Annotated in this window: 10 protein-coding genes and 1 pseudogene; 7 read left to right on the top strand and 4 right to left on the bottom strand. The window is 70.1% G+C overall.

Features of this window, described 5'->3' with window-relative positions; genetic code table 11:
* Positions 1-233: 233 nt before the first annotated feature.
* A pseudogene (gene metF, locus ACZ4LX_RS01690) lies at positions 234-1,008 on the top strand (methylenetetrahydrofolate reductase [NAD(P)H]); the annotation flags it as partial.
* Positions 1,009-1,327: 319 nt separating this feature from the next.
* Entirely contained in the window at positions 1,328-2,419 is a 1,092-nt protein-coding gene (locus ACZ4LX_RS01685; RefSeq protein ID WP_467636814.1) for a transaldolase family protein, read from the top strand.
* 361 nt (positions 2,420-2,780) lie between these two features.
* Here ACZ4LX_RS01685 and ACZ4LX_RS01680 read toward each other — a convergent pair whose 3' ends face one another.
* Positions 2,781-3,242, bottom strand: a complete 462-nt coding sequence (locus ACZ4LX_RS01680) for a glutamine amidotransferase-related protein (protein WP_467636809.1) — start codon at positions 3,240-3,242, stop codon at positions 2,781-2,783.
* A gap of 122 nt (positions 3,243-3,364) precedes the next feature.
* Entirely contained in the window at positions 3,365-4,120 is a 756-nt protein-coding gene (locus ACZ4LX_RS01675) for a methyltransferase domain-containing protein (protein WP_467636804.1), read from the bottom strand.
* A gap of 248 nt (positions 4,121-4,368) precedes the next feature.
* On the opposite strand from ACZ4LX_RS01675, the gene ACZ4LX_RS01670 reads away from it, so the two are divergent.
* The gene (locus tag ACZ4LX_RS01670; RefSeq protein WP_467636801.1) at positions 4,369-6,495 is read left to right on the top strand and encodes a helix-turn-helix domain-containing protein; all 2,127 of its coding nucleotides are present in this window, start codon (positions 4,369-4,371) and stop codon (positions 6,493-6,495) included.
* Here the strand turns inward: ACZ4LX_RS01670 and ACZ4LX_RS01665 are convergent.
* Positions 6,435-7,622: an IS701 family transposase gene (locus tag ACZ4LX_RS01665; protein WP_467636798.1), complete on the bottom strand. Its 1,188-nt coding sequence runs from the start codon at positions 7,620-7,622 to the stop codon at positions 6,435-6,437. The two genes, ACZ4LX_RS01670 and ACZ4LX_RS01665, sit on opposite strands and share 61 nt — an antisense overlap.
* A gap of 582 nt (positions 7,623-8,204) precedes the next feature.
* On the opposite strand from ACZ4LX_RS01665, the gene ggt reads away from it, so the two are divergent.
* Entirely contained in the window at positions 8,205-10,004 is a 1,800-nt protein-coding gene (ggt, locus tag ACZ4LX_RS01660) for a gamma-glutamyltransferase (protein ID WP_467636795.1), read from the top strand.
* Positions 10,005-10,153: 149 nt separating this feature from the next.
* Here the strand turns inward: ggt and map are convergent, their stop codons facing one another.
* Positions 10,154-10,921: a type I methionyl aminopeptidase gene (gene map, locus ACZ4LX_RS01655; protein WP_467636792.1), complete on the bottom strand. Its 768-nt coding sequence runs from the start codon at positions 10,919-10,921 to the stop codon at positions 10,154-10,156.
* A gap of 41 nt (positions 10,922-10,962) precedes the next feature.
* Between map and ACZ4LX_RS01650 the strand changes: the two genes are divergently transcribed.
* From ACZ4LX_RS01650 to ACZ4LX_RS01640, 3 genes are all read left to right on the top strand, one after another.
* Positions 10,963-11,232, top strand: coding sequence for a helix-turn-helix domain-containing protein (locus tag ACZ4LX_RS01650; RefSeq protein WP_467636789.1), 270 nt, complete (start codon positions 10,963-10,965; stop codon positions 11,230-11,232).
* 55 nt (positions 11,233-11,287) lie between these two features.
* On the top strand, positions 11,288-11,668 hold the full coding sequence (locus tag ACZ4LX_RS01645; RefSeq protein ID WP_467636786.1) for a PPOX class F420-dependent oxidoreductase: 381 nt from the start codon (positions 11,288-11,290) through the stop codon (positions 11,666-11,668).
* 150 nt (positions 11,669-11,818) lie between these two features.
* A complete protein-coding gene (locus tag ACZ4LX_RS01640) occupies positions 11,819-13,306 on the top strand; it encodes a hypothetical protein (RefSeq protein ID WP_467636783.1) in 1,488 nt (495 codons plus the stop codon).
* The last annotated feature ends 176 nt before the right edge of the window (positions 13,307-13,482 follow it).

The following is a 13,482-nucleotide window of genomic DNA, read 5'->3' as shown; positions in this document are numbered from 1 at the left end:
GTCCGATCTACGCCCAGACCGCCGCCTACGGCCACTTCGGCCGTGAGCTCCCCGACTTCACATGGGAGCGCACCGACCGCGTGGACGCACTGCGCGCGGCTGCGGGGTTGTGAGCCGTGACCCGTCCCCGGCAGGAGACGACGGCGGGCAGAGGTCCGCTCCAGCGGCCCGACGCACCGTACTCCTTCTCCTTCGAGTTCTTTCCGGCGAAGACAGTCGCGGGTGATCGGTCGCTGTGGAAGGTGATCCGGAGAGCGGAGGCGCTGGCGCCCGCGTTCGTGTCGGTCACGTACGGAGCGGGAGGCTCCTCACGCAACCGGACGATCGACGTCACACGGCGCATCGCCGCGGAGACGACGCTGCGTCCCGTGGCCCACCTGACGGCAGTCGGGCATTCGGTGGCCGAGTTGCGGGCGATCGTCGGCGAGTACGCGGACGCCGGAATCCGGGACGTGCTCGTCCTGCGGGGGGACCCGCCGGGTGACCCCAGGGGCGAGTGGGTGCCGCACCCACAGGGTGTGAGCCACGCCGGTGAGTTGGTGGAACTGGTGCGAGAGCTGGGCGATTTCACGGTTGGAGTGGCTGCCTTCCCTGAACGCCATCCCCGTTCGCCCGACTGGGACAGCGACATCCGGCACTTCGTCGCCAAGTGCCGGGCGGGTGCCTCCTACGCCATCACCCAGATGTTCTTCGATGTCGAGGACTATGTGAGGCTGCGCGACCGGGTGGCCGCCGCGGGCTGCGACATTCCGATCATCCCGGAGATCATGCCGGCGACCGACTTCCGGCAGATTGCCCGGTTCGTTCAGCTCAGCGGAGCCACGGTCCCCGACGCACTCGCCTGCCGTCTGGAGGCGGCCCGGGACGACACCGAAGCTTCGCACCGGATCGGCGTGCGGCACGCGACGGAGATGGGCTGCCGTTTGCTGGCGGAGGGCGCCCCGGGGCTGCACTACATCACCCTGAACCGTTCCACCGCGGCGTTCGATGTGCATCGAGGTGTCCTCGCCGCGCTGACCGGGGGCGTCTCCCCGCGCGGCAGCGCCTTTCCGATTCCGGGCGGGGAGGGCCTCCGCGGCCTCTCGGCCGCGACCGCGGCGGCCGGTGTACCGCGCGCTTGCTGGGCCGGTTGGAGTGAGCAGGGCAATCGAGGTCCTTCCTCCGGGAAGGGCCACCCGGTTGCCCCGGGGGGCTGACCGGCCCGTGCCCGGGGAGCAGCCCGCGCAAGCAGCCAGGGGCTGGGCCCGTCCGCTGGGCCGTGCCCCCGACGCGGCGGGCACCGGGGGAACCAGGGACGCAGACCGAAGGAGACCAGGGGGAACGCGCAGTGAACTCATCTGATGCGGCGTACGAGGAATCGGCGCTGTCGAACCTGGCTCACGAGGGGGTCTCCGTGTGGCTCCAAGGTCTCTCCCGCCGGTCGCTCGCGGACGGCACTCTGACCCGTCTGGTCGCGCGGGGAACAGTGGGTGGAGCTGTGCTGTCCCTGCGGGACCTGGGGCGGCAGGTACACGAAGGGAGCGACTATCAGGCGCAGATCGAGGTGCTGCGTGCGCGCGGCGTCGGCGCCGAGACGGCTCTGAGGACGCTGCACCGTCACGACACCCGATGGGCCTGCGACGTGCTGGCGGCGCGTTTCGTGTCGAGCGGGGGCGCGGAAGGCTGGGTGTGTGCGGAAGTGGACCCGGGGCCGGCGGACGACGCACTCGGCATGCTCGCCGAGGCGAGGGCCCTTACCCACGCGGTGAATCGCCCCAACCTGCTGGTCTCGGTGCCCACCACTCCCGCGGGTCTGGAGGCGGCGAGCGGCTGCCTGGCAGAGGGGATCGGGGTGAACATGAGCCACCTCTACGCTCCGAGCCGCTACAGGGACGCGGTCGACGCGTATTTCGAAGGGCTCGGACGGGCGTTGCGCGCGGGGTATTCGGTGGACTGCGGTTCGGTTGCCTCCTTCGGCGCAGCCCGGATGGCGGCGGTCCTCGGCGGTGGGCCGGATGCCGTCGTGCCACCGGGCCGGACAGCGCGGGCTCTCGCCCGCGCCGCGTACCTGTACTACGAGGAGAGCCTCGGCACCCGCACCTGGCGCAGGCTCCGCGGCGCCGGAGCCCGGCCGCAGCGATTGCTCTGGTCGGACGCCGCGGAAGTCGGCCTCACAGCCGCGGTGCGTCTGGCCGAGGACCTGGTGGCCTGGAACACCGTCCAGGCGATGTACGAAAGCACCCTGGACGCAGTCGTTCTGCAGGGCCGCCCGCACGGCGACACCCTCTCGCTCCGGCCCACCGGAGAGCAGCAGCGTCAGGAGCACGCATGGGCAACGGGCCCGGACGTGATGAAGGCCGGTGTGGACCTGGTCGCTGCCGAGATGCGCGAACGCGCGGAGGAGAGGGAGGCGCTCGTTAGCCGCTGGCAGGAGCTGTAGTGTGCCGGCACCGTGGTGGGCGGAGAGACGAACGGGGACTGGGGCGGCCTGGTGAACCGTGCGGGCCCGATGTGTCGCCCATGAACGAGATTCGGCCGAGATTGCCGGCGGCGGCCGCACGGTCCAGCCGAAATGACCGGGAGGCCCCCGCGAACAGGTACTGAAGGGCAACCTCGCCGTCGATCGTCTCCACGCGCCCCACGTGTACCCGCAACCGGTGCTGCGGCTGCGGCTGTTGTCCGGGTTCCACAGCCTTGTCCGGCAGAAGAACGGAACGCGCCGAACGTCGTGAGGTGGACGCTCTGAGTCGACGTGATCTCCACACCGGGGCAAGGCCCATGAAGTTGCCGAGAAGCTGCAATCAGTGTTCCGTCCCCATCGACGCGGGATGAAACTGCACTCCGTGCGGCGGTCGGCTCCTGTGCTGCAATCCCATGAGTACCCCGTCGCTGGACCATGCGGTTGCTTCGATCTCCGCCGGCAGCCGGGAAACAGCGAAAGAGTGGCGGCGGACGGCGTCGAACGGAGACGGAAAGCGGGCGAATGAACCTTTTCCCTCGTGTGCGACGGCCGATAGTCTTCCGTGACGTGGTTCGGGAGCCCTCGTGATGTGACCACCGCTGGAGAGCGTGATTCCCTGATTCCCGAGACATACCCCGAAAAAGGGAACAGACGTCTCGCGGATGATGTCGGGTCGGATCACGAAGTCGGCTTGAACCGCGGCGTTTCCATGATCCGGTGAGACGCCCACGCGGTCGAATTCCCGGAGGTACGCCATCCGCCACCGCGGCTCATCGTTGCGAACGGCCTCCCGGTTTCTCACCGGGCACGTGCGCGGGATGACCGAACAGGTCGTAGGTGAAGAAGCATGGTTGTCGACGAGGAGTGCACGTACCTATGGCAGTGACTCCCGGGAGTGGGACGAGTGCGCCGGAGCGGCCGGATTCAGGCCCGGACCGGATGGCGGGAGTCCTCAGCGAGACGGGTGCGCCGGCTCGCCACCGGAAGCACTTCGAGCAGGGTGTGCTCGATCGGGTCATCCCCTTCGAGCACGGTGCGCCGACGTATGATCCGCAGCTCACGCCCGTACTCTTCCGCGATGCCCGCCAGTTCGGTGGCACTGCCTCGCTCGCAGAAGTGCAGCAGTGCGGACCCGGTCTCGGTCAGGTGATGCACCACCTGATCCAGATACCTGCGATGGGTGAGGTATCCCGCGTCCATGTAGGCGCGCTCGTGCACGGTGCCGTAGCGGAAATTCCGCGGCGCGAGTACGTAGTTGGAGCTCCAGAAGATCCGGTCGAACCTCTCCTCTTCGTCGAGCGCGTCGAACAGGTCGCTGTGAAGCACTCTCAGACGATCCGTCACTCCATGTCGTGCGGCGTTCAGCCGGGTGTTCGCGACGGCATGGGGATTGATGTCCGCAGCCACGGTCGCGCAATTGGCCAGAGCCGCCTGTACGGAGATGACTCCGGATCCGCAGCCGATCTCCAGAAGGGTGGACGGTGCGGCATCGCAGTCAGGATTGGTGAGACCGAGAAAGTCGAGAGCGATGGCTGTGGAGGGCGAATGGACGGGTGCGAAAACCTCGTCCAACAAGTCCCATTCGCGACCCGCCATCGAGAAGACCCGAGGGCGCTCCGGGTTCGATCTGGACAGCCTGCTGCGCTCCAGAGACCTGAGGTGGCACTGTATGTCGGGCATCCAGACTCCATACTTTTCAGACAGAGGAATCTTGCCGAGACCTTTACTCTTCTACGGCTCATGGGCTGCCCGTAAGGTGATCGAGGCACACCGATGGCACTGCCGGTGGTGACATGGACACAATCGGGGGCAGGAGTGACACTCGTCGCGTGAAACCTGCCCCTGGGCCCGGGTGTGAGCACATCACTGGTGGCGGTCGACAAGCGAGGCTGTTGTCTGGATCTACTGTCGAACGGGGTAGCTAACACATGGATTCGTCCGCGCACCATGCGATAGGCGAGATTCTCGGCGTCCTGGAACTGCTCGCTGCGGAGGCTCCGCTGACCGAGATCGAAGCGAGGCTGCGCCGTGCTCGTGAGGCGGTGCCCGCAACGGTGGCGGACGAGTACCTGGAGCGGGCCGGCCGAATGGCGGCCGGTGTCCACACTCTGTTCTCCCGCCGTCAGCAGCGCGAGGCCGAACTCTCCGCCCTCGTCGCAACCGCGAGGGATCTCACCCTGCCCTACGACCTGGACGCCTTGCTGTCGACCATCACACAGCGCACGCGAACGCTCCTCAACCTGGACATGTCGTATGTCAGCTTCCGAGATCCCGAGGCCGGCGACAGTTTCGTCCGTACGGCTGACGGCCACGCCTCCGCGCTCACGGTGGGGTACCGCATCCCCGGTTCCGCCGGACTGGGTGAGGAGGCCACCCAGCACTCCGTACCCATGTGGAGCGCGGACTACCTCGCGGACGACCGGCTCCGGCACACCGAGGTCCTGGACGAAGTGGTCGCCGCCGAGGGGCTGAGGGCGATCATCGCTACGTCACTGACCTTCGGGGACGAGACATTCGGCGTGCTGTACGGGGCGAGTCGCAACGTGCGGCACTTCACCATCTCCGAGGTCGCCCTGATGAGTTCCCTCGGAGACATGGCCGCAGTGGCCATTGAGAAGACGCGGACACTGGAGACCCGTCATGAGGATCTGTTGCACCTTCGGTCCGACACCTCACGCATCTCCGGGCAGTTGGACGACATGAGAAGGCTCACGGAGAGACATGTCGCGCTCATGGACCGAGCCCTCCGCGGAGTCGGTCTCGGTGTCCTGCTCGATGAGATGGCCGAGCTCTTCGGCGGTCCGGTGCACGTGTGGGACATGGCCCACCGGCTGATGGCGGGCTCCGGCACTCTCTCCGGGGTGGATGAGGCCGAGGTGCGCGAGGCGACCCGTGCGGTGTCCGCGCGGACTGCGCCGTTCGCCCTGCGATCGGATACCTGGGTTGTGCCCGTGGTCGCGGGCGACGAGCGGCTGGCCGTGTTGCTCGTCCGCCCGACGGGGGACCTGGACGGACCGGATGCTGTCCTGCTCTGCCTGGCGGCGCAGTCCGTTGCGGTACTGCTCCAGAAACACCGTGGGGAGGAACTCGCGGCAAGTCCCTTCCGGGACGAGCTCTTCGAGGATCTGCTGGCGTCGCCGCACCGCTCCGCCCGGCAGTTCGTCCAGAGAGCGCAGAGGCTGGGTATCGACCTTGAACGTCCGCACGTCGTTGTCGTGGCGCGGATCGAGGGCAGGGCACAGGGCCGGGCCACGGGGTGGGCCGCAGCCTACGCACGCCGGATGGGAGGGCTGAGGAGCATGCAGAACGGCTGCATCGCCCTGCTGCTGCCTGCCACGGACTCCAGCCTCTCCGCCGCCGCTGTCTCCGCGGAACTCGGCCCCCTGCTCGACTATCCGGTGACAGTGGGCGCGGCGGGTCCGGTGTCCAGTCCTGCGTTGATCCAGCAAGCCCATCAGGAGGCGCTGCGCTGCGTTGACGCACTGGTATCCCTGGACAGCGTGGGAGCTCACGCCTCCGCGGAGGACTTAGGGTTTCTCGGTGTGCTCCTCTCCGACAGCCGGGATGCCGCGAGCTTCATCAACGCGACCATCGGTGAGGTCCTCGACTACGACATCCAGCGCTCGACCGAACTCACCAGGACTCTCCACGCCTATTTTGCCGCCGGCTGCAGCCCTCGCCGTGCCGCGGAGGCGTTGCACGTTCATCCGAACACGGTCTCGCGTCGTCTGGAGCGCGTCACCGAACTGCTCGGCGACGACTGGGGCGCGCCGGAACGCACCCTGGAGGTTCAGCTGGCGCTGAAACTCCACCGCACGCACAAGGTGTTGCAGGGGCAGGGGCAGGGGCAGGGGCAGGGACAGGGACAGGGACAGGGACAGGCGCAGGCGCAGGCGCAGGGACAGGCGCAGGGACAAGGACAGGCGCAGGACCCGTCCGGTCGAGGCGCACCTGGGGCACGGGACGTGCGGGGCGCCGCCGACGTACAGAGCCTTCATCCGGCCGATGCGATGCCCGCCGATTCGCTCGCGGACCTCAATTCGGACAGCGCGTAGGCGCAGGACGACAGCGTGATGTGCCGGTGCCAGCCCGCGAGTGAACGCCCTTCGTAGTCCCGCAGACCGACTGTCCGCCCCCGCGCCAGCCAGCCGGCTTTCACCGTGTGCGCCAGCCGGGTCGTTCGAAGAAGGGCCGACTGGGACGGGTTTTCGGCGTTGGTCAGCCACAACTCGTCAGGGGTGCGCTGTGGACCGTTCCATGTGCCCAGAAGACTCAGTCCGCCAGTCGCGTTGAGCCCCGGAAGGCGGACGGGGGCCAACGCGGTCACGGGAGGACGCCCACCACGCATGTCATGCGGAAGGAAGTTCGCATGGCTTACCCGAAAGGCCGAGCCGAGGGCTTCACGGGCGGGTACGAGACGAGGCGAGTGAGGAGATCCGGAGTGCCCCTGGTTCATACCGACGAGGGTGCGCCCGCTGACGCGCACAGCCAGGCGTACGTTTCCGCCGAGCAGTCTGGCAGCGGTTTCTCGCTCGCCGTCGCCACGGGCATCGAACACGCTGAGGCGCGGCATGCCCACCCACGACTGGATCTCGTGGAGCAGACCATGGAGACAGTCCTGCGCGGGCGGTTCCTGGCCGGGGCCCGTGCCGTCGCCGGGCAGGGCGAGCCGCCAGCTGACCGGTGCGACGAATGTCGTGGAGGCGTACCACAAGCCGTAGGCCCGCTGGCCGGTCACCCATCGGTCGCCGTCCGTCGAAAGGTGCTGGGAGACCCCCACGGTATGGCGGCCGGTCTTGGGGATCGATACCGGCAGCGCCACCCAGGTGCCGGCCGGCGCGTGTCTGTCGAGAAACGCCGCGAGTGCTCTGCGCACGGGGCCCACCGACCACCGCGCGCTGTTGACGAAGTGGTGCAGCCGTTGGCCGTCACCGTGAGCACCCACCGTGGCCGCGATGTTGGCGATCGACTTGCGGCCCTCGGCCTTGATCAGCCCGTCCATGTACTGCCGTGCCAGGACGCGCTGGTCGTAGCCGCGGAACTCGGAGAAGAGAGCGGTGCAGAGATCGGTGACGCAGTCGGTGCCGGGGCTGGTGATACGCCGGGCCGACAGGGCGGAATGGCTGCGGCGTCGACCTGGAGTGAGCCGGCGTACTTCTTGAGGGGCTGTGCTGTTGATCATGAGGACGCCTCCTGGGACATGCGGTGCTTGAGCACCACTTCAGCCTTGGGGTCGTTCGTGTCCGGCGGCGAGGTGCGGTGGCGACACCGTGCTCGGCCCGCATGGTGACGTGGTCACCACGGTCCGCCCTGCCGACGGCACCAAAGGATGCATGGCGGGCTCAGGACGGTGATCCGGTCACCATCGTCGCTGATGATCGGCCCCGGCTTCGGCGATCGCCATGCTCATGAAGAGGTACGGGGGTGCCTGAAGGCGAGCCCTGCCCCGAGTGTTCGATCACGGTGGAGACGCGGACGAAACCCGCCGCTCCGTCGGCGTCGGCGCGCGCGACCACGCCGGCCTCCGCGCCCTTCCGGATGCGCGCGAGGTCTCCGGGACAGCTCCCGTCAACCAGCGGGCCACGGTGGTGCGTCGGACGAAATCCGCAGATGCCGGCGGCTGTCACGCCCAGCGCGATGCCGCGTACGTATCAGCCGGCGGCGGGGAATGCCGGCGGGCATTCGGCGTCAAGTCCGAGGCGGTCCTGACGGCGTGGCCGGGGCGGCGTTACCCTGCGCGGACGATCCTTCACTGGAGGTGCGCATGAGGCGTTCCGTCGCGCGGAATGTGTCGTTGTTAGGTGTTCTCGCCGCAGTGGTGTCGGTCGGGGCAGCCGCCCCGCCCTCGTCCCCGCCGGTGTCGCCACCGCCCAAAACCCCTGTCGCGGTGGGATACGGGGGAGCGGTCTCCAGTGTCGACGCCGATGCGACGGCCGCCGGTATCGAGGTGCTCCGCAAGGGCGGCAACGCGGTCGACGCGGCGGTCGCGACAGCGGCGGCCCTCGGGGTCACCGAACCGTACTCGGCAGGGCTGGGCGGTGGTGGCTACTTCGTGCACTACGACGCCCGCACCCGTACGGTGGAGACGATCGACGGCCGCGAGACCGCGCCGCGCAGTGCGGACTCCTCGCTCTTCCTGGAGAACGGGAAGCCCCTCACGTTCGAGTCCGCCGGCACCAGCGGCCTGGCCGTCGGCACGCCGGGCACCCCTGCCACCTGGGACGCGGCGCTGGACGCCTGGGGCAGCAAGTCGCTGCGGCAGGTCCTGAAACCGGCCGAGCGCCTGGCCCGCGAAGGCTTCGTCGTCGACGGCACGTTCCGCTCGCAGACGGAGGGCAACCAGGCCAGGTTCGCCGACCTCCCCGCCACCCGGAAGCTCTTCCTGCCCGGCGGCGCGCTCCCGGTGGTCGGCTCGGTCTTCAAGAACCCGGACCTGGCGCGTACGTACGAGGAGGTCGGCAGCAAGGGGGTCGACACGCTCTACCGGGGCAAGCTGGCCGAGGACATCGTGCGGACCGTACGCAACCCCCCCGTGGATCCCGCGTCGGACCGGGTCGTGCGTCCCGGCGATCTCACCACGAAGGACCTGCGGTCCTACCGGGTGCTGCGGCGGACCCCTACGAAAACCGGATACCGAGGGCTCGACGTCTACGGCATGGCGCCGTCCTCGTCGGGTGGTACGTCGGTGGGCGAGGCCCTCAACATCCTTGAGTCCACCGACCTTTCGAAGGCGAGCCAGGCGCAGTACCTGCACCGGTACATCGAGGCGAGCCGGATCGCCTTCGCGGACCGGGGGCGCTGGGTCGGCGACCCCGCGTTCGAGGACGTGCCGACGAGGGAACTGCTCAGTCAGCGGTTCGCCGACTCGCGGGAGTGCCTGATCAAGGACGGCGCGGTGCTCACCAGCCCGCTGGCCCCGGGGGACCCGCGCCACCCCGGTGACTGCGCCGCCGGGGGGACGGCCGCTCCGACGACGTACGAGGGCGAGAACACCACGCACCTCACCACCGCCGACAAGTGGGGCAATGTCGTTGCCTACACCCTGACGATCGAGCAGACCGGTGGCAGCGGCATCACGGTGCCGGGACGCGGCTTCCTGCTCAACAACGAGCTGACGGACTTCTCGTTCGCTCCGGCCGACCCGGCCGTCCACGACCCGAATCTTCCGGGACCGGGGAAGCGGCCCCGGTCGTCGATCTCCCCGACCATCGTGCTGAAGCACGGGAAGCCGGTACTGGCCCTGGGGTCGCCCGGCGGCGCCACGATCATCACGACCGTGCTCCAGTCGCTGGTCGGAGTGGTCGACCGGGGCCTGCCGCTGGTGGACGCCATCGCGGCGCCCCGTGCCAGCCAGCGCAACGCGGCGGCGACGGAGCTCGAACCGGGCCTCTGGAACAGCCCGGTTCGCGCGCGACTGGAGGCTCTGGGGCACGTCTTCAAGGCGAACCCGGAGATCGGGGCGGCGACGGGTGTGCAGCGCCTGCCGGACGGGCGGTGGCTCGCAGCCGCCGAGCCGGAGCGGCGGGGCGGCGGTTCGGCCATGGTGGTGAGGCCGGCCGCGTGAGTTGATGGGGCGTCACCAGCGCTACGGGCGGGGCCGGTTCGCTCGCGGTGAGATCCGTGCGGAGCCGGCCCCACGGCTTCGGCAGGCCCGGCCCCCGCAGCCTCGGCGGGGCAAGGGGCGGGGCGCTTCGGCCTCCCGGCAGGCGGTCGTCAGAGGGCGGTCAGGACACGCGGGCCGTCGTCCGTGATGGCCACCGTGTGCTCGGCGTGCGCTGCCCGGCTGCCGTCGTTCGTACGCAGGGTCCAGCCGTCCCGGTCCGGATGGAACTCGTCCCGGCCGCCGCCGATCAGCATCGGCTCGATGGCCAGCACCATGCCGTGCCGCAGGGGCATTCCCCGGCCGGGCCGTCCCTCATTGGGGACGCCCGGGTCCTCGTGCATGGCGCGGCCGATGCCGTGGCCGCCGAATCCGTCCGGGATGCCGTAGCCGGCCGTACGGCAGACCGTGCCGATCGCGTGCGCGATGTCGCCGATCCGGTTGCCGACGACGGCCGCCGCGATGCCGGCGTCCAGCGCCTGGAAGGCCGTTTCGACGAGGCGGGTGTCCGCCGGCCGGGGGCGGCCGACGATGAAGCTGATCGCCGAGTCGCCGCACCAGCCGTCGAGCGTCGCGCCCGCGTCGATGCTCACCAGATCGCCGTCACGCAGTCGCAGATCGTTCGGAATGCCGTGCACGATCGCGTCGTTCACGGAGGCGCAGATCACGCCGGGGAAGGGGGTCGGCGCGAAGTGCGGACGGTAGTTCAGGAACGGCGATCCCGCGCCGGCCTCCCGCAGGACCCCTCGGGCCACTTCGTCGAGGTCGCGGAGCGAGACGCCGACGGCCGCTGCCTCGCGCGCGGCGGTCAGTACTTGCGCCACGACCCGGCCGGCCGCGCGCATGGCTTCGATGGACGGGTCTGTCTTGAGTTGCACCATGCCAATTACTATACCGGTCCGAGCGGTATTAGAATGACGGCATGGTTCGTACTCCCCTCACCCCTGAAGAGCGTCTGCGCGGCGAACGGCTCGGCCGGCTGCTGCGCGAGGCGCGCGGCCGCCGCAGCATGGCCGACATCGCGGGATGCGCCGGAATCTCGGCCGAGACGCTGCGCAAGATCGAGACCGGCCGTGCGCCGACCCCCGCCTTCTTCACCGTCGCGGCACTCGCGGGGGCGCTCGGCCTTTCCATGGACGAGCTGCTTCCCCGGTGCGCCGCGGAGCCGGACACCGTCCCGCTCGCCGGGTAGCGGAGGGCCCGCCCGGGAGCGGAGCGGGGAGCGGTGGCCTGCGTAGGGTGGGGCCATGAGCCTCCAGGACTTCGCCCGCAGCGAGTACGTCAGCCTCACCACGTACCGGAAGGACGGCACGCCCGTCGCCACGCCGGTGTGGGCCGCGGCCGACGGGAACGAGCTGTACGTCTGGACCAGGAGTGACGCGTGGAAGGTCAAGCGCCTGCGCAACGACAGCCGCGTCCGTGTCACCGTCTGTGATGTGCGCGGGCGGATCGCCGATGGTGCCCCGAGCGCCGAGGGGACCGGCAGGCTGCTCGACGAGCAGGGCACTGCCGGTGTGCGCCGGGTGATCGCCCGCAAGTACACCTGGAAGTACTGGCTCCTCGACTACCCGGCGATGATCGTCCGGCTCGGCAAGCGGCCGCACACCGGAATCGCCATCACCTTCTGAGTGCCGGGCCGCACGCTGCGGGGGCGCTCGCGCCCTGGTCGTGCACCGCTCGCACCAAGGCCGAAAAGTGCGCGTAGCCGTTCTGTAACACGGCTGCGGTCGAATGCCTGCGGACTGGAAGGCTCCAGACCACGGCGGCCGAGGGCGACGATGACGGTGCATCAGCAGGCGGTGTCCATAGGGGAGTTCGCGCGCTATCTACGAGAGCTGACGGCGCTGCTCGATCCCGGGCGGGGGTGGTACGGCGTCTTCTGCCGACGTGACCCCGACGGAATGCGGGCCTGTCTGACGGGTGCCGAGATACCGCCCTGGGACGTCATGGAGTCGCTTTTCACGGACCTTGCGTCGATGCGGGGCGACGCCTTCGCGGAGCGCGAGTCGGTGCGTGCGGCGGAGCTGTACGCGGCCTCCGCCGTCGCTCACGACCGACGCCCCGGCGGGCGGCAGCAGTTGCTGGACCGGCTGGAAATGATGTTGCGGGAGCAGGCGGACGCGGCCAGGCGGCTGAGTGTTGTGCGAAGGGGTGGCGACGCGGGCGCGGGGGATGCGGAGGCGGACGCCTGGGCGCGCGACGACCACGCCAGGGCGTCGGCCCGCTGCGCCGAGCTGCGCGGGAGACTGGCCGCGGTGTCGGCACCGACGGGCTGGTTCCGTACGGAGGACGAACTCCCGCCCGGGCGGGCACCGGAGTCCGGGGTCACGCCGCCCGGGGTCCCCGCGCCGGGGCCCACGGTCCCGCACCAGTCGGCCGGACCGGTACCGATGGCGTACGAATCGGCCGGACCGGTACCGATGGCGTACGAGTCGGCCGGACCGGTACCGATGGCGTACGAGTCCGCCGGACCCGTACCGGCGGCGGACCGGCCCGCCGAGCCGTCGCCGCCCCGCGCACGCAAACCGGCCCGCAGGAAGCCGCGTGGTGCGCGTTTTGCCGGGTTGGAGGCCGAGGACGAGCCTTCCGTGGCCACCGCGCCCGTCCTGCCCATGGCGGCCGCCCAGCCCCGAGGAGCCCGCTTCGGCGGTGGTGCGGGTTCGGACGGCCCCCCGGGCTCCGACAGCGCCTCAGGCACCGGCGGCGACCCGTCCGAGCATGCCGGGGCGGCTCCGGACCCGGCCGCGCTCCGCTTCGCGCGGACCGTCGTCGCCACGCTGACGCGGCTCCGGGCGGAGGGGCGCAGTGGTGAGGCGCACGGCGTGCTCTGCGAGGTCGCGGGCCGCCCGGCCGGGCTGCTGCCGGTCCTCGCCGTCGAACTCCACCGGGCGGGACTCGGCGCGGACTGGTCGACCCTGCTGTGGGAGGTGTCCTCGCTGTCCCCGGACCAGCTCGTGGCCGCGGCCGACGCGCTGGCGGCGGCGGGTCGCCCGCAGGACTGCGTGCAGTTGCTGCGCCAGGGGGTGGCCCGTCCGGCCGCCGAGATCGCCGATGCGGTGGTGGCCCTGGACCGGGCAGGCCGGGGCGACCAGGCGCAGACGTTGCTCGGCGCCTTCGTCCGGCTGCGGACACCGCAGGACGCGGCCAGGATCGCGGAGAGCGACCCGCGTCACCTCGTACCGCGGCTGCTCGCGGCGGCCCGGACGGTGTCCGAGGCGCGGGAGCGCGATGTCGAGCACGCGCTGCGGGTCGCGGGCCTCGGCTGAGCTGGGCCATCCGGCCGTGCCCGGGGCAATGGACCGCACGGGTGTGAAACATGATCGACTCCGCCGGTTCACTGCGATGGTCTTGTCCCGCTGTGTGCCGGGGCTTACGTTCTCCTCTACGCCCGTGTCTACGGGCGTAGAAACGCGAAGAGGCTCTCTGACGCCGCGTCGAAGGA

It is taken from the genome of Streptomyces sp. NPDC026062, from assembly GCF_055568375.1.
The sequence above is the reverse complement of the archived record's forward strand: the minus strand, read 5'-3'. Positions and strand labels throughout refer to the sequence as shown.